Annotated in this window: 22 protein-coding genes and 1 riboswitch; of the genes, 15 read left to right on the top strand and 7 right to left on the bottom strand. The window is 38.2% G+C overall.

Annotated features, from left to right (window positions below; all coding sequences use genetic code 11):
- Nucleotides 1-139: 139 nt before the first annotated feature.
- Nucleotides 140-652 (top strand): type 1 glutamine amidotransferase domain-containing protein, encoded by a 513-nt coding sequence (locus tag ACFX4N_RS25300; RefSeq protein ID WP_013081517.1) that lies wholly within the window; start codon nucleotides 140-142, stop codon nucleotides 650-652.
- 358 nt (nucleotides 653-1010) lie between these two features.
- On the top strand, nucleotides 1011-1757 hold the full coding sequence (locus ACFX4N_RS25305; RefSeq protein ID WP_057275231.1) for a CAP domain-containing protein: 747 nt from the start codon (nucleotides 1011-1013) through the stop codon (nucleotides 1755-1757).
- A 238-nt stretch (nucleotides 1758-1995) separates the two neighbouring features.
- Here ACFX4N_RS25305 and ade read toward each other — a convergent pair whose 3' ends face one another.
- On the bottom strand, nucleotides 1996-3732 hold the full coding sequence (gene ade / locus ACFX4N_RS25310) for an adenine deaminase (RefSeq protein ID WP_057275232.1): 1737 nt from the start codon (nucleotides 3730-3732) through the stop codon (nucleotides 1996-1998).
- 83 nt (nucleotides 3733-3815) lie between these two features.
- Nucleotides 3816-3917: riboswitch (purine riboswitch) on the bottom strand.
- A gap of 182 nt (nucleotides 3918-4099) precedes the next feature.
- A complete protein-coding gene (locus ACFX4N_RS25315; RefSeq protein ID WP_013055127.1) occupies nucleotides 4100-4327 on the bottom strand; it encodes a DUF1128 domain-containing protein in 228 nt (75 codons plus the stop codon).
- A 176-nt stretch (nucleotides 4328-4503) separates the two neighbouring features.
- On the opposite strand from ACFX4N_RS25315, the gene ACFX4N_RS25320 reads away from it, so the two are divergent.
- Genes ACFX4N_RS25320 through ACFX4N_RS25330 form a run of 3 tightly spaced genes read left to right on the top strand, consistent with a single transcriptional unit; the run spans nucleotide 4504 to nucleotide 6209 of the window.
- On the top strand, nucleotides 4504-4977 hold the full coding sequence (locus tag ACFX4N_RS25320; RefSeq protein WP_013055128.1) for a low molecular weight protein-tyrosine-phosphatase: 474 nt from the start codon (nucleotides 4504-4506) through the stop codon (nucleotides 4975-4977).
- Between the two features lie 39 nt (nucleotides 4978-5016).
- Entirely contained in the window at nucleotides 5017-5355 is a 339-nt protein-coding gene (locus ACFX4N_RS25325) for a hypothetical protein (RefSeq protein ID WP_057275233.1), read from the top strand.
- Nucleotides 5356-5369: 14 nt separating this feature from the next.
- The gene (locus tag ACFX4N_RS25330) at nucleotides 5370-6209 is read left to right on the top strand and encodes a YihY/virulence factor BrkB family protein (RefSeq protein ID WP_013081521.1); all 840 of its coding nucleotides are present in this window, start codon (nucleotides 5370-5372) and stop codon (nucleotides 6207-6209) included.
- A 230-nt stretch (nucleotides 6210-6439) separates the two neighbouring features.
- Here the strand turns inward: ACFX4N_RS25330 and ACFX4N_RS25335 are convergent, their stop codons facing one another.
- Together ACFX4N_RS25335 and ACFX4N_RS25340 are read right to left on the bottom strand one after the other, a co-directional pair.
- Complete coding sequence (locus ACFX4N_RS25335; protein WP_098547289.1) at nucleotides 6440-8359, bottom strand: heavy metal translocating P-type ATPase; 1920 nt, start codon at nucleotides 8357-8359, stop codon at nucleotides 6440-6442.
- A 224-nt stretch (nucleotides 8360-8583) separates the two neighbouring features.
- Nucleotides 8584-8733 (bottom strand): BH0509 family protein, encoded by a 150-nt coding sequence (locus ACFX4N_RS25340; RefSeq protein ID WP_013055132.1) that lies wholly within the window; start codon nucleotides 8731-8733, stop codon nucleotides 8584-8586.
- Nucleotides 8734-8941: 208 nt separating this feature from the next.
- Between ACFX4N_RS25340 and ACFX4N_RS25345 the strand changes: the two genes are divergently transcribed.
- Nucleotides 8942-9259, top strand: a complete 318-nt coding sequence (locus tag ACFX4N_RS25345) for an ArsR/SmtB family transcription factor (RefSeq protein ID WP_013081523.1) — start codon at nucleotides 8942-8944, stop codon at nucleotides 9257-9259.
- Nucleotides 9260-9274: 15 nt separating this feature from the next.
- Nucleotides 9275-10201, top strand: a complete 927-nt coding sequence (locus tag ACFX4N_RS25350; protein WP_057275235.1) for a cation diffusion facilitator family transporter — start codon at nucleotides 9275-9277, stop codon at nucleotides 10199-10201.
- A 14-nt stretch (nucleotides 10202-10215) separates the two neighbouring features.
- Here ACFX4N_RS25350 and ACFX4N_RS25355 read toward each other — a convergent pair whose 3' ends face one another.
- Nucleotides 10216-11400 carry an MFS transporter gene (locus ACFX4N_RS25355; RefSeq protein ID WP_057275236.1) on the bottom strand — a complete coding sequence of 395 codons (1185 nt, stop codon included), beginning with the start codon at nucleotides 11398-11400 and terminating at the stop codon, nucleotides 10216-10218.
- A 181-nt stretch (nucleotides 11401-11581) separates the two neighbouring features.
- Here ACFX4N_RS25355 and ACFX4N_RS25360 point away from each other — a divergent pair, with 181 nt between their 5' ends.
- The 3 genes from ACFX4N_RS25360 to ACFX4N_RS25370 all read left to right on the top strand — a co-directional run bounded on the left by ACFX4N_RS25360 (nucleotide 11582) and on the right by ACFX4N_RS25370 (nucleotide 12837).
- Nucleotides 11582-11773, top strand: a complete 192-nt coding sequence (locus ACFX4N_RS25360; protein WP_057275237.1) for a DUF3237 domain-containing protein — start codon at nucleotides 11582-11584, stop codon at nucleotides 11771-11773.
- A 2-nt stretch (nucleotides 11774-11775) separates the two neighbouring features.
- Nucleotides 11776-12264, top strand: coding sequence for a phenolic acid decarboxylase (locus ACFX4N_RS25365; protein ID WP_043975666.1), 489 nt, complete (start codon nucleotides 11776-11778; stop codon nucleotides 12262-12264).
- 189 nt (nucleotides 12265-12453) lie between these two features.
- Nucleotides 12454-12837: an OsmC family protein gene (locus tag ACFX4N_RS25370; RefSeq protein WP_057275238.1), complete on the top strand. Its 384-nt coding sequence runs from the start codon at nucleotides 12454-12456 to the stop codon at nucleotides 12835-12837.
- Nucleotides 12838-12983: 146 nt separating this feature from the next.
- Here the strand turns inward: ACFX4N_RS25370 and ACFX4N_RS25375 are convergent, their stop codons facing one another.
- Nucleotides 12984-13400: a pyridoxamine 5'-phosphate oxidase family protein gene (locus tag ACFX4N_RS25375; RefSeq protein ID WP_013055138.1), complete on the bottom strand. Its 417-nt coding sequence runs from the start codon at nucleotides 13398-13400 to the stop codon at nucleotides 12984-12986.
- Between the two features lie 200 nt (nucleotides 13401-13600).
- On the opposite strand from ACFX4N_RS25375, the gene cax reads away from it, so the two are divergent.
- Both cax and ACFX4N_RS25385 read left to right on the top strand, forming a co-directional pair.
- Entirely contained in the window at nucleotides 13601-14656 is a 1056-nt protein-coding gene (gene cax / locus ACFX4N_RS25380; protein WP_057275239.1) for a calcium/proton exchanger, read from the top strand.
- A 178-nt stretch (nucleotides 14657-14834) separates the two neighbouring features.
- Entirely contained in the window at nucleotides 14835-15635 is an 801-nt protein-coding gene (locus ACFX4N_RS25385; RefSeq protein ID WP_013081530.1) for a YfkD famly protein, read from the top strand.
- Nucleotides 15636-15671: 36 nt separating this feature from the next.
- Here the strand turns inward: ACFX4N_RS25385 and yfkAB are convergent, their stop codons facing one another.
- Nucleotides 15672-16790: a radical SAM/CxCxxxxC motif protein YfkAB gene (yfkAB, locus tag ACFX4N_RS25390; RefSeq protein WP_013055141.1), complete on the bottom strand. Its 1119-nt coding sequence runs from the start codon at nucleotides 16788-16790 to the stop codon at nucleotides 15672-15674.
- A gap of 204 nt (nucleotides 16791-16994) precedes the next feature.
- Between yfkAB and ACFX4N_RS25395 the strand changes: the two genes are divergently transcribed.
- The 3 genes from ACFX4N_RS25395 to pdaA all read left to right on the top strand — a co-directional run bounded on the left by ACFX4N_RS25395 (nucleotide 16995) and on the right by pdaA (nucleotide 19789).
- Complete coding sequence (locus ACFX4N_RS25395; RefSeq protein ID WP_013081532.1) at nucleotides 16995-17180, top strand: SE1561 family protein; 186 nt, start codon at nucleotides 16995-16997, stop codon at nucleotides 17178-17180.
- A gap of 163 nt (nucleotides 17181-17343) precedes the next feature.
- Nucleotides 17344-18885 (top strand): fumarate hydratase, encoded by a 1542-nt coding sequence (locus tag ACFX4N_RS25400; protein WP_013055143.1) that lies wholly within the window; start codon nucleotides 17344-17346, stop codon nucleotides 18883-18885.
- Nucleotides 18886-18979: 94 nt separating this feature from the next.
- A complete protein-coding gene (gene pdaA / locus ACFX4N_RS25405) occupies nucleotides 18980-19789 on the top strand; it encodes a delta-lactam-biosynthetic de-N-acetylase (RefSeq protein WP_053488244.1) in 810 nt (269 codons plus the stop codon).
- The last annotated feature ends 115 nt before the right edge of the window (nucleotides 19790-19904 follow it).

The raw sequence follows: 19904 nt of genomic DNA on the forward strand, positions 1-19904 counted from the left end.
CTGATTTATAAAAATCTTCAATGTGGTTTTTGATTATTGTAGAAAAGTTTTTTACTCATAAACTATGTTTAAAAGAATAGTGTACGGGTATTTTATTTATAGAACATTAGGACACAAATCAATTAAGGAGTTGCTTAGAATGAGTAAGAAAATTGCAGTATTAGTAACAGATTTATTTGAAGATGTGGAATATACAGATCCAGCCAAAGCCTTTGAAGAAGAAGGCCATACGCTAACAAAAATCGACGTTAAAACAGGTGAAGTAACAGGTAAACAAGGCGAAACAACATTAACAATTGATAAAGCAATTGCGGATGTAAAACCAGAAGATTTTGACGCATTGTTTTTACCGGGAGGTTTCTCACCAGATATCTTGCGTGCGGACGATCAAGTCGTAGCTTTCACAAAATCATTTATGGATGAAGGCAAACCGGTTATGGCTATTTGTCACGGACCACAGCTGCTAATCAATGCTGAAACATTAAAAGGACGTGACGTAACTGGTTTCAAATCAATTGCTATTGATTTGAAAAATGCAGGTGCAAACTTCCATGACAAAGAAGTGGTGGTATGCGGTAATCAACTAGTTACAAGCCGTACACCAGACGATATGGAAGCATTTGTACGTGAATCAGTAAATGTCTTAAAATAAGTAAATAATATTAGTAAAAATTTCTGTAAAAGGCGATAACAGGGTGGTTTACCACTCTGGTGTCGCCTTTTTTGTATGTAACGATTTTGACGAGGAATTTACAGTTATATTACTGCATTGGATGAAGCGGTTTCTAAAAGAATATGAAAACCTTTTATTATCAATAGATAGAAGCCCCGTAACACAATCGAAATATTTTTTACATAAATGAAAGTATAATTTTGGTAGCTTAAAAGACGTTGCGAGTTTCATAGTTTTCATGCAACAATTAGGGTGCATCACGAGATTGGCTTGCTACAAGCTTAGATGCGTTGCGGTTTTACAAAAAACTTTATTATCACATAGGAGGATTTCAAACATGAAGAAAAGGTTTCGTATTGCCACTGTCGCAGGTGCCGTATCATTAGGATTACTAACAGCAGGACAAGCAAATGCAGCAGCTCCTGATTGCAACACTCCAAAACAAATTAACATTAAAGATGCTCAAGCAGCACAAAATATAAATGTAGATGAGCTATTAAAGAAATTTAACGCTCAGGGACAATCTGCTCAAGCAGCAGCTCCACAACAAGAAACACAAGCACCAGAGCAAGCTGAAGCAGCTCCACAGGAACAAGCACAAGCACCAGAGCAAAGTGAAGAAGCAAAAGCTCCGGAGCAAACACAGCAAAACACAAAAGCTCAACAATCAGAAAATACTGATAAAGCAGAACAAACAAAAGACGCTAGTCAATTTGAACAAAAGGTCGTAGATTTAGTGAATCAAGAGCGTCAAAAACAAGGTTTAAAACCTTTAACACTTAACAAAAAGTTAAGTGACGTTGCACGCACTAAATCAAAAGATATGATGGACAAAGGCTACTTTGACCACAATTCACCAACATATGGTTCACCATTTGATATGATGAAACAATTCGGCATTGAATATACAACTGCAGGTGAAAACATTGCAAAAGGTCAGCAATCTCCTGAAGATGTAATGAATGCTTGGATGAATAGTGACGGTCACCGCAAAAACATTCTAAACCCTGATTTCACTGAAATTGGTGTTGGATATGTAAAAGGTGATACTACGTACTGGACTCAACAATTTATCGGTAAGTAATACAAAAAGAGCAGGATATACCTGCTCTTTTTTGCGTTTTTAGCTGTCCAATTTGGGTATAGTAAAGTAAGAACACGTAAAGGAGTGCCTTAAATTGGGACGTATATTAAAAAAAATTCTAGTCGCTGTTTTCCCTATCCTTTTAAAAGAAGGATATCGTCATTATAAAAATCGTAAAACTCGAACTACGCCGTCTAAAGGATATAAATAAAAAGGACTCGAAAGAGTCCTTTTTATTTTATGCTTGAACGGTGATATGCTTGAATTCTTTTACGTTAAATAATCCTTTGTCGGTTAATTTTAGACAGGGAATAACAGGCAAGCTTAAGAAAGATAATGTCAGCAGCGGGTTGAATTTCTGTGAAATATCAAGCTCATGAAGAGCCCCGTGAAGCTGCTTAAGTAAGCTGTTTACTTCATTGTAAGGGTGAGGTGACATTAATCCTCCAATGGAAAGAGGGAGGGAGCCAATCACTTCATTGCCTTGTACAATAACAATACCTCCGCCGATTTCTTCAATTGCCGCAATTGCTTTTGCTAAATCTTCATCATTTGTTCCTACGGCTACGATATTATGTGAATCGTGAGCAATCGTGGTAGCAATCGCTCCGTCTTTTAACTGAAAACCTTTTACAATCCCAAGACCAATATTCCCTGTTAGATGATGACGCTCCACAACAGCCATTTTCAGCTGATCGTTTTCTACAGAAGACTGAAATTCGTTTTGCTTCACTTGAACTTCTTCTACAATATGATTTGTAAGCAGGCTGTTTGGATTAATTTCAATAATATTAGCGCGATTGTGCTGAAGTGGTATGGTAAGTTTTTTAATGGAAAACTCTTTCAGATGAACAGAATTCATTAGTTCTGTTGGAAGATCAATTTGTTCTTCTTGAACAGAAAGCATCTCTCCATTTTCAGCAATAAGCTCTCCGTTTTGATAGACATGTGCTGCAGATATATTGGTTAAGTCGTCTAATAGGATAAAATCCGCTTTGTAACCAGGAGCAACCGCACCTCTATCTTTTAATCCGTAGCATTCAGCGGCATTTAATGAAGCCATTTGAATCGCAATTAACGGATCCAGCCCGAGTTCAATAGCAAAACGAACATTGTAATCAATAGAACCTTCCGTTAATAAATCATCTAGGTGTTTGTCATCTGTACAGAATAAAAATCTGCGCGAGTTCCGTTCATTTACAGCAGGTAATAATTGTTTCAAATCTTTAGCGACAGAACCTTGGCGGATCAGAACATACATCCCGCGCTGAATACGTTCAATTGCTTCTTCTGCTGTTACGCATTCATGATCTGTTGAAATGTTAGCGGTACGATAAATATTAACGCCCGTAGCGTCTAGCCCTGAGCCGTGCCCATCAATTACGCCGTTTGCATCGTTAGCTGCTTGTAATTTATCGAGCATATCGTCATCTCCATCTCGCACAGCAGGGAAATCCATCACTTCTGCTAATCCAAGCACGCGAGGGTGAGAGAAAAATGGCGCTAAGTCAGCTGCTTTTAAGACGGCTCCAGAGCTTTCAAAAGGAGTTGCTGGCACGCTTGAAGGTAAGTTCACAAATACGTCTAAAGGAATGGAATCCGAGTTTTGAAGCATAAACTCAATACCAGATTTCCCTGAAACATTCGCAATTTCATGAGGGTCCGTTACGACAGTTGTGACGCCTCTAGGTACAAGAAGTTTTGAGAACTCTTTGGGTGTAACCATTGATGATTCAATGTGAACGTGTCCATCAATGAATGTAGGAGAAATGTATTTTCCTTTTGCATCCACGACGTTATTCCCATCGTATTGCCCTATTCCAACAATCACTCCATCAGCAATCGCAATATCGGCTTCAATGATGGAAAGCGTAAAGACATCGATAATTTTTCCGTTTTTCACTACAAGATCTGCAGGTATTTTTTTATTGGCAACAGCAAGCTGTTTTTTTAAGGTTGTTTTTGTATTTGACATGAATGTGACTCCTCTCATTGTATAACTGAATAACAATGAAGGACTATGTAAGGGAGAACATAAAGAAGAATAAAAATACAGTATGAATGATGTTCAACCCTCGTAGTCCAACTATTTACGGTAGTTCGGTAGAAACTCTTGGACCCTATTTCCAAGACTATACGAGCTTTAGGTATTTCGATACATTCTATAGACAAATAATAAAAACGTCAATTCCTAATAAAAAAGAAAGATTTTTGGGAATATTTCATCTATGTGTATGTAAACGATTTAACTCTTATTTGCTCGCTAAAAGGTGCAGCATTCATGTATAGAAAAAAATGTAGAAAAAACCGTCAATGGCTATTAGTCATTGACGGAGTTGTCATTAAGCTTGTTTACGCAGTGTACCTAATTCTTCCGCGATCGCTTGCATTTCACTTGGGCTAAAAGAATCTTTTCTCATTACCATATCGTATAAGTACTTTAAGTCTTCATACATTTCTTCGTCAAAAGCTTCAGCTTTAATTGCTCCGATATTTAGCATGCGCAGTTTTTCACTAATGCTATCGACCATATGTTTAATATTTTCTGGAGATTTTACTGATAAATCCACTTTGTTCATCCTTCCAGTTGCGTTTTTTTTATTGTAACATGTTTTTATCGTGTGAACACTTTTATGTCAGGTTCTTATTCACAGAAGAGTGGAAACGATATAAATAAAAGAAAACTATTTTTTAGTTTAAAAATGATTGTATATAATGTTTGTAATAAGGGAAAGGAGTCGAGACTATGATTAACGTATTATTCGTTTGTTTAGGAAATATTTGTCGTTCACCCATGGCAGAAGCGGTCTTTAAAGATATGGTGAAGAAAAAAGGGCTAGAAGGACAAATTCACGTAGATTCTGCAGGCACAGGAGGCTGGCACAAAGGCAATCCTCCTCATGAAGGGACGCAATCTATTTTAACGAAAAACAACATTGATTTTAAAGGGCAAACAGCAAGACAAGTGATTCAAGAGGATGTAGCTAAATTCCATTATATTATTGGAATGGATGTCGAAAATGTAGGAAACCTGAGAAGGATGGCTGGACATACTAAAACAGGTTATATTGCAAGGCTTTTGGATTTTGTGCCCGATTTACATATTGAAGATGTGCCTGATCCTTATTTCACGGGAAATTTTGACGAAGTATATGACTTAGTTCAAGAAGGATGCAAGGCTCTTTTAGACGAAATTATAGAGAAGCATTTCTCGGAATAAGCGATACTTAAAAAATAAAAAACGGAGGAGAAACGACAAATGGGTAAACGAAATAAGCTAGTAGAAGGTATTGTCATTGGAGCAATTATAGGAGGAGCTGTTTCTTTATTTGATAAAGAAACAAGAACTTCCGTCATTCAAGGAAGTAAAAAGCTGAAAGACAAAACAACAACTCTTATTCAGCACCCTGAACTTGTAACGGATACTGTCAAAGAGAAATATGAAACCATCCGCACGACCATCGAGCAAGTTTCTGAAGATGTATCATTTGTAGCTGGAAAAGTAGAAAAGTTAAAAGAAACAACGCCTCAGGTGATGGAAATTGTAAACGATACAAAAGAAGTATTTGTGGAGAAGTATGGTGATGAACAAAAATAAATAAGGAGGCACATATGGCTGGAATGTACATAAATAACATCGTAAGGTTTGGCAAAGAACTGATGGGCCGCATTCATCGAGATGAGCTGCCCAGTTTATCGGCTGAATTGGCTTATTATTTGCTGCTCTCGCTATTTCCTTTTTTAATTTTCTTAATTACGCTGATTGGATTTTTGCCATTGGAATCAACAGACCTGCTTGACTTGGTCGAAAATGTAGCGCCACAGCAAACGCTGCACATGATTGAAAGCAACGTTTCTCATATCATTGGTTCTCATAATGAAAAGCTATTGTCCTTTGGTATCATTGCGACGATGTGGTCTGCTTCAAATGGAATTAATGCGATCGTAAGAGCATTTAACCGAGCGTATCACGTACAAGAAAATCGGCCTTTTTTAGTGGCGAGAGGTATGGCAGTTCTCCTTACTTTTGCGATGATATTTGTTATTATTGTAGCGCTTTTACTTCCGGTTTTCGGTCATATGATTGGCCTTTATTTATCGTCTACGTTTGGGTTTTCAGAAACTTTTCTAGCTTTATGGTCTGCTTCCCGCTGGATTATCAGCGGTCTCATTTTGTTTACTGTTTTTACGGGGTTATATTACTTTGCTCCTAATAAAAAGCTGCTGATTCGAAATGTTGTAAAAGGAGCCGCTTTTGCTACGGTCGGATGGACAGTGGTATCGATGCTGTTTGCGTATTACGTAAATCATTTCAATAACTATACAGCTACATATGGAAGCTTGGGCGGAATTATTATCCTGCTTATTTGGCTGTACCTATCGGGGATGATTATCGTTATTGGAGGAGAAATTAACGCTATTTTCTACGACCGTCGAGTTAAATCTTCATAGTCACAAATTGGGATGAAATCATTCGCAAGATAATGAGCATACTAACAAAGTGAAAGGGAGGTTTTACATCATGACAAAGCATACAAAAAAAGACGGAAGCAATACAAAGCAAAATAAAAAGAGCCAGCCAAAGCATAAAACAAGCAACAGCCAAAATGGACAAAACGGTTACCATTAAGGTATTGATTTCCATAATAAAAAGCCTAACAAATACGTTAGGCTTTTTTGCGTTAAGATTTTAGCAAGCGAAGGCCGTTTAAGATAACTAAAATGGTGCTGCCTTCGTGACCTATAACACCAAATGGCATATCAAGCACTTGGAAAAAATTCGAACAAATTAATAAAAAGATGACGGCAATAGAAAAAATAACGTTTTGCTTCACAATTGAGTTCATTCGTCTGGAAAGAGCTACTGCATCCGAAATTTTTGATAAATCATTTTTCATTAAAACGATATCCGCTGTTTCAAGTGCCACATCCGTTCCTTCTCCCATGGCTACTCCAACGTTAGCAGTAGCAAGAGCAGGTGCATCGTTAATGCCATCTCCCACCATTGAAACGGTAGGGAATTTTTCTTTTAATGCTTTAATTTTATCTACTTTCGCTTCAGGCAAACATTCTGCAATGTATTCATCGACGGCACATTCTTTTGAAATGGCTTCGGCTGTTTTTTCGCTGTCTCCTGTAATCATGACGGTATGAATACCCTGCTCTTTAAGAGATTTAACAGCGTCTACAGCTTCTGTTCGTACAACGTCTTTTAGCGCAAGCAATCCTACAATACCATGCTGGTCTTTTGCGTACACAATCGTTTTTCCTTCACTGGCAAGCGTAGATGAAATCCCATTTTCAAATTCAGCTGCATCTTCTTTACCTACAAAATCTGCTTTTCCTATCTTCCATGTATCTCCTTGAAGAGACCCGATGACACCATATCCGGGAACGTCTTCAAGCGAATCTGGCTGAACGAGCGTCAATTCCTGCTTATTTTTCACAAAGTCAACAATGGATTGAGCAAGCGGATGATTGGACTGACGTTCAATTGATGCGATTTTAACAAGAAATTCCTGTTCGTTCATACCAGAACGGACAATGACATTTGTCACTTCTGGTTTTCCTTTTGTTAACGTTCCTGTTTTATCAAAAGCAATTGCGCTTAAATGACTTAATCTTTCCAAATGCACGCCGCCTTTGAACAAAATTCCTTTTTTTGCTCCGTTTGAAATAGCAGATAGTGAAGCAGGGGTAATAGATGCAACCAGAGCGCAAGGAGACGCCACAACTAAGAGAATCATTGCACGGTAAAATGTCTCGGTCCAGCTCCATCCAAGCACATAGTGTGGGAGGAATAACATAACTGCCACAACCGATAGAACAATTTTTACGTATGTGCCTTCAAATCGTTCAATAAACAATTGAGAAGGCGACTTTTCACTTTGAGCCGTTTGAACAAGCTGAATGATCTTTTGAAACAGCGTCTCAGCACTTGGCTTTGTCATTTTAATGGTAATGGCGCCTTTCACATTCACCGTGCCCGCGAATACTTCATCATCGAGCTGTTTTAGTACAGGAACAGATTCCCCTGTAATAGCAGCCTGATCAATCGTTGTTTGACCTGAGACAACAATACCATCGGATGGCACTCGTTCACCCGGCTTAACTAACAGCAAGTCACCGATTTGTAAATCGGAAATGGATACAATTTCTTCTTGATCTCCAATCAGACGCGTTGCTTCTTGCGGCTGTAAATTCATCAAGGCGCTAATTTCTCGGTTGCTTTTATTCATGGTGTATGTTTCTAATGCACCGCTTAATGCAAAAATGAAAATAAGCATAGCACCTTCTGTCCAGTAGCCAATTACAGCCGCTCCAATGGCTGCAATAATCATTAACATTTCGACATTCAATTCTTTATTTTCAATCGTTTCTTCAATACCTTCTTTTGCTTTAGCAAATCCGCCTATCACGTAAGCTAATACAAAGAGCGTAATAGATACAGCAGTATCCTGCTGTTTTGACAGCAGCCAGCCGGCTAAAATCAGCACGCCGCTTAACAGTGCAGCAATGAGTTCACCATGTGTTTTTAATACGTTGACAGCAGAAGATGTTTGAGGCGTTTGTTCTTGTTTTTTAGGTAACGCATTTTCCATACAAATCCTCCTTGAACGATAATTGAGAAGAATAATCACAATCATTACCCCTAAAAAAACACGAAAGCTGCCATCTCAGCGATAGCAGCACATTTTTTCAGTTCTTCTCTTTTAAATTGGGATATTTAGTATAGTATAGCACGGAACAAGCAAGGAGGTAACGACTAACGCCTAAAAAATAAAAACAGAATGCAGCTGGACGTCTGCATTCTGTAAAAAACGTACTACATATCTAAATGTTCTTCATAATATTTATAAGCGGAAGTGTAAATGTGCTCGATATCGGCATCCGTCATGTACATTAAGGTTTCACGGTCAATCCCCTTCATTGTTTCAATAAATGTAATCATGTTTTTGCGTTCTTGTCTGCTCATTTATTATTCTCCTCTCCATCTGTTTTAATACAGTTTATTATATTTAATTGTATTATATAACAGAAAAAGTATTTTGTGTGGATTTTTTTTAAAAATAGGCAAAAAAATTTAGAAAGACGTAAATAATTGACTATATAGAAAAAGGTGTTTTATAATTTATATATGAACATATGCTCATATACTTGCATATAATGAACGGAGAGATGTTATGAAAAAAGATGAACATTCGTTTTTATCGCCTCAAACGGTAGAAGAAGCGTCAAGAATACTAAAAGCTATTTCAGATCCTACGAGAATGAAAATTCTTTATTTGCTATTTCAAGAAGAGTGTTCAGTCGGTCATATGGTTGAAGTGCTTGGTGTTTCACAATCAGCTATTTCACATCAGTTAACTCACTTGCGTCATTTACGTTTAGTAAAATATCGCCGTGAAGGAAATACGTATTTCTATACGTATGATGATGAACACGTAGTTGGAATTTTGCATCAAGTAATTCAGCACGTAGAATGCGCACATAACGAATAAAAGGAGGGGCTTTGTATGAGTCATGATCATCACCACCATCATCATGGTCACCATCACCATTTTGATACACAGCGTGAAGGCAACAAAAAAGGTCTGTTAATTGCACTAATTATCACCGCGGGTATTATGGTTCTTGAGTTTGTTGGAGGGCTTTTTACAAATAGTCTAGCGTTATTATCCGATAGTGGACACATGCTTTCTGATACAAGCTCACTTGCTCTTAGCCTTGTGGCGATATGGTTTGCTAACCGGGCTGCATCGGCTAAAAAAACGTACGGTTATTATCGTTTTGAAATATTAGCGGCTCTTTTTAACGGAGTGGCACTGTTTGTAATAGCAGGATTTATCATCTATGAAGCCTATCAGCGCGTATTAGAGCCGCAGTCTGTAGCAAGCGGCAGCATGATGTTGATTGCTACTGTTGGTTTACTCGCTAATTTAATCAGCGCCTGGTCACTTATGAGACAAGGCGATGTAAAAGGAAATGTAAATTTACGCAGCGCTTACTTACACGTATTGGGAGATGCTTTAGGATCTATTGGAGCTATTGTAGCGGGGCTTCTTATGATGCTGTTTGGATGGTATATTGCTGATCCTATTATTTCTGTAGTTGTGTCTGTATTAATTTTAAAAAGCGCTTGGGGCGTGCTTGCTTATAGCGTTCATATTTTGATGGAAGGCTCTCCTGAAGGAGTGGATCACAGTGAAATAAAAAACCTTCTTGAAAACATTGAAGGAGTCAAAGATGTGCATGATTTACACATTTGGACGATTACTTCAGGACTGGACTCATTGAGCTGCCATATGCGCGTAGAAGATGAAAAAGATTGTCAGCAAATTTTGCAAAAAGCCATTGATTTAGTACACGATCACTGCGGCATTGAGCATACGACGATACAAATTGAAAAATCAGCTCTTCAGCACCGGACGCTAAAAGTTTAAAAACAAACGAGAACTTATAAGTTCTCGCTTGTTTTTTGCTGCATAGGCATTTTTTGTCCGAATACAAAAAGAATGATAAAAATAAAGCCAAGCATCCCGCTAATAATATTAAAAAAGCTGATATGGTGAAAGAACTGAATAAAAGTACCGCCTATGTAAGGGCCGGCAAGGCTTCCGATACTAAAAGCAATGCCGCATAGTAAATTACCTGTAGGCAGTAGACGAGCAGGAATCAAATCCGTCATATAGCTGATTCCTAAACTAAACGTCGAGCCTACAACCATGCCAGCTATAAATAAACAAGCTACTAATGGAATAGCGGTCTCTTCCAAGAGACTTGCTGTAAAAAACGTAACGGCTCCAATTGATAAAATCCATCCTAATACCAATTTCCGTCCGAATTTATCGCTCAGTATGCCAAGAGGAAGCTGAAACACAATAGCTCCAACTGCAAAGGAAGTCAAGAGGAGTGAAATAAACTCTACTTGCAAACCAATTCGTAAGCCATATACAGGAAAGCTTCCGTTCAGTGATGATTCTAAAAATCCATATCCAAAAGGCGGCAAAAAAGCAATCCAAGCATACTTAGCCGCCTTAGAAAATCGCTTAGCCGTTTCTTTTAATGAATTAACCTCCACTTCCTGTAGGGGAAATTCATTTTTTATCAAAAATAAAAACACCCATGTTATGAGGCAGAGAGCTGAAGAAATCACAAAAGGAAGCGCTTGATTAATTTCAATTAACGTCGTCATTAAAGGGCCAACAGCAAAACCAATACCGAAAAAAAGCCCGTACAATGAAATGTTTCGACCTCGTTTATCAGCAGGTGAAGACGATGTAATCCACGTTTGAGTACCAAAGTGCAGCGCGTGATCTCCTATTCCAATAAATAAACGGAGCACAAACCAAAAAACAACAGATTTCCACAGGGGAAACAAAGCTAAAGATACAATAACTAAAAGTCCGCCTGCTGCGATAATTGGTTTATATCCGTATCTGCGAAGCGGCGCTTCCATGAAAGGAGAAATAAATAAAATGCCTAGGTACAATCCAGTTGCGTTTAATCCGTTTATAGTAGAAGAAAGACCGTCTTTCTCAAAAATAATAGCAATTAAAGGCAGCAGCATACCTTGGCTGAATCCAGAAATGGCGACAAGGCTAACTAAAATCCAGAAACGTTGTTTATGAGTAGCACTCATAGCATTCAACCTCTTTTTATCTATATTTTGTCAATCTAACTGTTTAATCGTACAAGGAAAACGCTTTATTGACAAGGTTGTAAACGGTCGTTGCTGTCTGTTTGACATCTTTGTATAAGAAGAGTAGAATAAAACATGTAAATAGTTACATGTTTTTATTTACAATAAAGAAGTGATCGCTATGATAGAACCAGTACTTAAGAAAATAGCGACATTCACAATCAATGTCGGTACAGCGATTGTCATTGGTCATACAGGAAGTGCAAAATATAAACGCTTACACAACTGCGTTTTTCTAGGCATTGCTGTGAGACACCCAGACCGCGTTGTGTTAGACATATACGAAGTGTTATACATCAAAGGGGCGATATAAAAATGGAAAAATTTATTGGAAATCATATGATTTACACATACGAAAACGGATGGGAATATGAAATTTATATCAAAAACGAAAATACAATCGATTATCGTATTCATAGCGGAATGGTAGCAGGACGATGGGTTCGCGACCAAAAAGTAGATATTGTGAAATTAACAGAAGGTGTATATAAAGTATCGTGGACTGAGCCGACTGGAACAGATGTATCTTTGAACTTTATGCCTGATGAAAAACGGATGCACGGCATTATTTTCTTCCCAAAATGGGTACATGAACATCCTGAAATTACCGTGTGCTATCAAAATGATCATCTTGATTTAATGCATGAATCCCGTGAAAAATACGAAACATATCCGAAATACGTTGTACCCGAATTTGCTGACATTACATTTATCAAAAATGTCGGAGCGAACAATGAGGAAGTTATCGCTCAAGCGCCTTACGAAGGAATGACAAATGATATTCGCGCCGGAAAATTAATTTAACACAGAGTCATAAAAAAGGCTGAGACAAAAGTATTTTAGTTGAAAGAAGATCCGAACGATGAATTGAGATTCTTGATGGAGAATCAAATTCGTTCGGATTTTTTTATGGTGACGGTGTAACAAGTATCCATATTGAGAGTAGTTGGTTATATAAAAAGCGGTTTATAATGAAGTAAAGGAGTGAAGAAAATGGAATTTAACATGAAAAAAGAAGCGGGGTTTACGACAGATCTTCCTTATGGGGAGCTACATATCGCTGGAGATGAAGAGTATGGCTTTCGGCCGTATCAGTTAATGGTATCCTCCATTGCTGTTTGCAGCGGAGGCGTGTTAAGAAAGATTCTAGAGAAAAAAAGAATCGCTTTTTCCGATTTACGCATCCAAGCTGATGTGACGCGAAATGATGAAAAAGCGGGGCGAATCGAAAAAATTCATTTGCACTATATCATCACAGGAGAAGACCTTCCATTAGACAAAATTGAAAAATCAATTGAGCTAGCACGAAAAAATTGTTCGATGCTACAGTCGGTTATTGACAGTATTGAAGTGACAGAAACCTTCGAAATTAAATGAGGTTGGTACAAAAGTATTTTAGTTGAAGAAGATCCGAACGATGAATCAAATTCGTTCGGATTTTTTATGGTGTTGTTACAAGCGGTTCAGCTCCTTGCTCCCATTTGTTCGTCTTTAGATGGAATGGACTTAGCTACGTCTCAATCTCATATTTCCTTTGGTTTGCTTCCGGCTTTATCAAAATAGCGCATGCGTTCAGGAGTCAGCTGAAGAAGCAAATAATTTGGGTCATCTGGACTTTTAATCCACTCTTTTAACTTTTCATTCCAAAATTTCTTTTTTAACTCTTCGTTTGTTTCTACATTTACTTTGGCTTCTACCTCTACATACGGATCACTCCAACCTTGCCCATCATAGCCTAACAAAATATGAACGTAAGGGTTTTTTTCTAGTTCTTCGACTTTATGGGTATCTTTATTGGTGGCGGTGTAGAGCACAAGATCTTCATGAAAAAACATCATAAAGCGCGAATAAGGTTTTCCATCTTGAATTGTAGCTAACGTTCCAATTGTATAGTCATCCAATACGGATAAAATTTGATTTTTCACATCATTATTGCTCATTTTTTCACTCCTTCTTATATCTTTTTACCCTTGGTAGTTTGGCTGATTTTTAACTATCTTAATCAAAAATCAATTAAGGGTTTATCATTTATAAAAATAGGTTAAAAATACTAACATTGACGGTGAGTCTATACAAATTCCATTAATTTGATATGATTGATTTTGTTGTCAAAAAATGAATAAGGTAGGTGTACATATCGATGATCAATCGGATTTTTCTTATAGCGGTTATTCTTGGGGTGCCGCTATCTGTTATTGGGCACATGATGCACTGGTCAGATGTTCTTATGTTTATTATTTACTGTTTAACAATCATTGCCCTCGCAGCTTTCATGGGGAGAGCAACAGAGAGCTTAGCTGTTGTAGCTGGTCCTCGAATAGGCGGTCTATTAAATGCTACGTTTGGTAACGCTGTAGAATTAATTATTTCTATTTTTGCTCTAAAAGAAGGCCTTACAGCTGTGGTTCTTGCATCGTTAACCGGTTCTGTATTAGGAAATCTCCTTCTTGTAGGCGGTCTTTCATTCTTCATCGGGGGATTAAAATTTAAGCGTCAAGAATTTAATGTCTATGATGCAAGACATAATTCTGGATTATTGATCTTTGCCGTTATCGTTGCGTTTGTTATTCCTGAAGTGTTTGCTAGCGAAATGGACGAAGCGAAGACCATGTCCCTGAGTGTGGGAATATCCATTATTCTCATCATCTTGTACTTAGCGGCGTTATTTTTTAAGCTGGTAACGCACCGAGGCGTGTATCAGCATAAAAGTGAAGAAGTGGAAGAACATGAGGAGCCAGAATGGTCAATGTGGAAAGCGATTACTGTTCTCTTTTTGTCTACGTTAGCTGTAGCTTACGTATCCGAAAGCCTGGTTAGTACAATCGAAATTGTATCCGAAAGTTTTGGGTGGAGTGAGCTGTTCATCGGGGTCATCATTGTAGCGATTGTTGGGAACGCGGCAGAGCATGCTTCGGCTATTATTATGGCCGTGAAAAATCGTATGGGTGTAGCGGTTGAAATTGCTGTTGGATCCACTTTACAAGTCGCGATGTTTGTAGCACCAATATTAGTGTTAGTTTCGCTGATGTTCGAAAGCCAAATGTCTCTTGTCTTTACCTGGCCTGAGTTGATTGCCATGGTAACGGCCGTATTTTTAACGATTGCTATTTCTAATGACGGAGATACAAACTGGTTCGAAGGTGCAACTCTTTTAGGTGCTTATATTATTATGGGAATTGGTTTTTATCTTATTTAAAAAAGAAGAAGCTGGGACAAACATGTTTTAGTGGAAGGAAGAATCCGAACGATGAATCGTTCGGATTCTTTTTGTGTAAGTAAATAGAAGAATTTCCCTTTCGGTATTCAGGATAAAACAGGAGATGTTTGAAAAAACTATGGTTGCATTCATTAACGATGTTGAAAGGAGTTTCTAGATGTTACGTAAATTGCTTTTATTTGTGTTTACCATCATTATTTCATTTTCATGTTCAACGAAGATCGCCATTGCTAAAACAGCTCAGCCTACCATCAACGTGCCTTCTTCAGCTTTAAATATTTCAAAAGAAAATACCTATCCAAATGCTAGTCAAGACACGCCATATTTGCAGCCGAGTGAGTTTACAAAAGAGCTCATTGAAACATCAAATGTAAAAATTGAAAACCCTGATTTAATTCGTATATTAAATGAATCAAACATTTCTAAAACTCCATGGGCAATTGGTTTCAGAGCAACCGTCTTTTTAGGACAGTGGCCATTAAATTACGAATCAACAGAAACAAACGTTAACTGGCAGCACCAGCGAATCAATACAAATCATTATGATAACAGAGCAGGAAAAACTCAGTACAAAATGATGTACAGTCAGGAAAATCAAAGTCATGTAAAAGGCGGATTAACAGCAAAAGTGCCTCAGCCTGATCATGTTAAACAAATGATGCTAATTGAAGCAGCTAAAAAAACAAAGCTCACTTTATCATTTCAAACGTTTGTAGGTGCCGGAACGAAAAAAGACCAGGTCTATAACGTAGCTCCTAAAAAAGTAGGTTATCTGTATGCGTATACGCCTGCTGTAAGTGAAAAGGGAAAAGTAACATATGGAGAAGTGTATGTCACAGTAAAAGGCAGCAAGCGCTCAATTGTGGTGAGAAATGTAACGTCTCAAGGAATTGGAGCATGGATTCCAGTACAAGATTATGTTTCCTTAAGCTTTGGAGCTTATGACCAGCCGAGATAACAAAAAAGAGATTCCCACGATGGAATCTCTTTTTTGTTATTTTGTAATGCTCGCTTGGAGTTTGCTGAAATCAGTATCTTGATAATAGCTGTTTTTCACCAAAATATTAGGTCCCAAACAAGACACTGCTGAACAATGACAGCTAAGTTCTTTAGAAATTGTGCTTTGCTGCCACGTATCAAAAGCGTCTGTAAGCTTTGTATCTTGAATGTTGCCAAGAGGAGGCGTATCACCAAAATCCGTTACGATAATATCTCCGTCGAAAATATTTACATTTAGGCGAGAGCGCCCGTCTGGATCGTTTCGAACAGTTACATTTTTACTGCTATATAAGCGCTGTAAGAGCGTTAAGTCTTCCTCATTATTGCTGCATGCATAAAATGGTAACGTGCCGAATAGCATCCACACATTTTCATCTCGAATATCAAGAAGGTGATGAATAGCTTGACGCATTTCAGGAAGAGATAATGTTTCTAGAGTGCTAGCAAAGTCACTTGGATACATAGGGTGTACTTCATGACGCTGACAAAGCATTTCATCAACAATTTGACGATGAATCTTTTCCATATGAGGAAGCGTACGTTTATTTAACATCGTTTCAGCTGATACGGTTACACCTGCTTTTACAAGCGCGCGGCTGTTTTCAATCATACGGTCGAAATATTTGGCGCGCTGCTCATAAGTAGGCTTTCGCTCCATCATTGCAAAGCCAGCTTCCACAAAATCGTCCATCGTTCCCCAGTTGTGAGAAATATGTAAAACATCTAAATAAGGAATGATTTGTTCGTAACGAGCAAGATCTAATGTTAAATTTGAATTAATCTGTGTACGGACACCTCGTTCATGTGCATACTTTAATAAAGGCACCACATAATTTTTCACAGAAGATAGAGACATCATCGGCTCTCCGCCGGTAATGCTTAACGCTCGAAGAGTTGGAATTTCATCCAGACGTTTTAAAATTAAATCAAGCGGCAGTGCGTTTGGGTCTTTTGGCTGCAGCGTATATCCAACTGCGCAGTGCTCACATCGCATATTACAAAGTGTCGTTGTGGTGAATTCAACGTTTGTAAGCGTCGGTTTGCCATATTGTTTCATATCTAAATACGCTTCCCACGGATCGAACTCCGGGGTAATTCGTTGTAAAGTGGCCATAAAAAAACTCCTTTTATTTTTCCGTAAAGTGAAATGATGATGAAAACATCTCACGGTCCGTCCTGATAGACTAAATTATACGTCTCATTCAAAACGGACACCAGTGACTATTATGGATTTTATTGCTTTTAGTTGTCAAATATGAAAGTATTCGTTAGGATATAAAGAAATACGAATGAAAAAGCTATATCAGGAGGGTTTAAAGTGGGAAACGCCGTTCGAGATAAAGATTCACAAGTACGTTATTTAAAAGATCGTTTAAATATGTTTGTACACGTATTAGACTCCATGGAGCCTGAAAACACAGATCTAGAAGACATTGACCGTTTGATTACGATGATTGATGACCTTGAAGCAAAATGTGAGCAGTTTAAAAAAGATAAAGAATGAACAAAGGAAAAAGCGCTAGAAAAACTAGCGCTTTTTTGCTTGAAGTGGAAATCCTCCTATAAAGGTCTTTCGAAACAATTTTTGAAGGAGTATAATAAATTTTGAAAGTTGTACGACAGATAGATAAATACATACATTAGCGGGATATGGGAGGAATTAAGTGATGATTGAAGCTTTAAAACAAAGCATGTACGATTTAATTGTTGAAACATCTACAAAATTGCCAAAAGACGTTCGACGTGCTATCGCAAAGGCAAAAGCGCGTGAAAATGCAGGAACGCGTGCAGCAATGTCTTTAGCGACCATTACCAATAATATTAAGATGGCGGATGATAATTTATCGCCAATTTGTCAAGATACGGGTATGCCAACATTTAAAATTAAAACCCCTGTAGGAGTGAATCAGCTTCAAATTAAAGAAGCGATTTATTGGGCAATTGAAGAAGCAACAAAGCACGGAAAGCTTCGCCCTAACTCCGTAGATTCGTTAACGGGAGAAAACAGCGGTAATAATTTAGGCGGCGGCACGCCGGTTATTAAGTTTGAACAGTGGGAAAATGACTATATTGATGCGCGTCTTATTTTAAAAGGCGGCGGCTGTGAAAATAAAAACATTCAGTACAGCCTGCCTTGTGAAGTAGAAGGTTTAGGTAGAGCTGGCCGTGATTTAGACGGCATTCGTAAATGTGTGATGCACTCTGTGTATCAAGCACAAGGTCAAGGCTGTAGTGCCGGCGTCATTGGTGTTGGAATCGGTGGCGACCGTACAACAGGCTATGAATTAGCAAAAGAGCAGCTGTTCCGAAATTTAGATGACGAAAATCCAAATTCTCAGCTGAAAGAATTAGAAGAGTATGTAATGGAAAATGCCAATAAGTTAGGAATTGGTACAATGGGCTTTGGCGGAGAAACGACATTACTTGGCTGTAAAGTCGGCGTAATTAATCGTATTCCTGCTAGCTTCTATGTGTCAGTTGCGTATAACTGCTGGGCTTACCGTCGTTTGGGCGTTAAAATTAATGCCGATACAGGAAGCGTTCAAGAGTGGCTGTATCAAGAAGGCGAAGAAGTAGATTTTAATAAAAATGCAGGCGCAGAAGACAAACAAAATGCGGATGAAACAAAAGAAGTTGTATTACAAGCACCTATTACAGAAGAGCAAATTCGTGAATTAAAAGTTGGCGACGTGGTGCGCATCAACGGTATGCTCTACACAGGACGCGACGCTATTCATAAGCATTTAACAGATCACGATGCGCCAATTGATTTAAATGGACAAATCATTTATCACTGTGGTCCGGTTATGTTAAAAGATGAAGATGAAAAATGGCACGTAACCGCTGCAGGACCAACAACAAGTATCCGTGAAGAACCTTACCAAGGAGATATTATGAAGAAATTTGGTATCCGCGCGGTTATCGGTAAAGGCGGTATGGGTCCTAAAACGCTTGCTGCTCTTCAAGAGCATGGCGGTGTGTACTTAAATGCGATCGGTGGAGCTGCACAGTACTATGCTGATTGTATCAAGAGCGTAGAAGGCGTTGATTTGATGCAGTTCGGTATTCCTGAAGCAATGTGGCATTTAAAAGTAGAAGGCTTTACAGCTGTAGTGACGATGGATTCACACGGAAACAGCTTGCATGCAGATGTAGACAAGTCTTCATTTGAAAAGCTTGAGCAATTTAAAGAACCGGTATTTAAATAAACATACGTCCGGAACGTATGGTAAAAAGTAACGTTCATGAACGAGAAAATTGAGTGGATACTAAGCGTAAAATGACTTCCGAAAGGAGCTTCTTATGCGCCGGTTCACCTTTTTTCTCGTTTTTTTATTCGTGATGTCAACAGGCATAGCATCTGTTGAAGCACAAATGTATCCAAACACTCCGATCAGCTGGGGATTTCAAAAAAGTAAAAATCACAAGCCCGCATCCGCAGGTACAGCTTATGAACAAATTCTTGCTAAGTATGATGCTTTTTACCTCGGAGATACAAATAAAAAAAATATTTATTTAACGTTTGACAACGGTTATGAAAATGGTTATACACCGCAGGTATTAGACGTGCTCAAAAAAAGAAAGGTTCCTGCCACGTTCTTTGTAACAGGACACTATTTAAAAGAAGAGCCTAAGCTAATTAAGCGAATGGTAAAAGAAGGGCATATTGTCGGCAATCATTCATGGCATCACCCTGACTTAACTCAAGTGGATGACGCACGTTTTAAAGAGGAATTACAAAAAGTAAAAGATGAATACAAGAATATTACTGGTCGTGATGAAATGAAGTATCTTCGCTCACCTAGAGGTGTATTTAGTGAACGAACGCTAGCTCTTTCAAAGCAAGAGGGCTATACGAATGTATTTTGGTCACTTGCATTCGTTGACTGGAAAGTGAATGAACAAAAAGGCTGGCGCTACTCATACGACAATATGATGGCTCAAATACATCCAGGTGCAATCATGCTTCTGCATACCGTTTCAAAGGATAACGCAGATGCATTAGATCAAGCAATTGTGGATTTAAAAAAGCAGGGCTATACGTTTAAAAGTATTGATGATTTAATGAACGAACGCAAACAAATGAAGAAAAGTCCTTCTGAAACGAAATAAAGATAAAAACCGACGGGAATGTTTCTCCTGTCGGTTTTTTGCTGTTGAAGTGTTATAATATGCGTTGATGTCTTTTTTAAAGCGATACGGTCTAATAGGTTTTAAGCAGCTAAGG

The organism is Priestia sp. YIM B13551, from assembly GCF_042787905.1.
Classification (GTDB): Bacteria; Bacillota; Bacilli; order Bacillales; family Bacillaceae_H; genus Priestia.